Annotated in this window: 1 protein-coding gene; it reads left to right on the forward strand. The window is 52.4% G+C overall.

From position 1 onward, the window contains the following. The coding region (locus tag ACTHUE_RS20290) for an AzlC family ABC transporter permease (protein ID WP_440424309.1) at positions 1-462 on the forward strand (462 nt) is incomplete at both ends.

Below are 462 nucleotides of genomic sequence, written 5' to 3' on the forward strand. Positions count from 1 at the left end.
GTTTATGATTAATTCGCGCCATATCCTGATGGGTGCGGCGATTGCGCCGTATATGAGGGATATGCCGCTGAAAAAGGCAATGCCAGCGCTGTTTTTTATGTGTGATGAAAGCTGGGCAATGGCGTTTGCTGAAATTCAAAAGCGTAAGGGCGCAGGTTTACCTGCATTCAATATGCCGTTTTATGCCGGCATGTGTTTTATTTTGTATGTAACTTGGATTGGTTTTGCTGCATTTGGCGCGGCAGTCGGCCCGATGTTCGGCGATGTGGCGGCTTGGGGCTTCGGCATGGCGTTTCCTGCAGTGTTTTTGGTGTTGCTGCGCGGGATGTGGAAGAGCTTTGCGGCTTCACGCCCTTGGTTTGTCAGCCTGATTGTGGCGTGCGCAACCTATTTGACCGTGGATGGCGCATGGTATGTTCCGGCCGGAACGTTGTCTGGCTTGTTGGCGGCGTATTTGTGGGG

The organism is Neisseria sp. P0021.S005 (assembly GCF_051956955.1).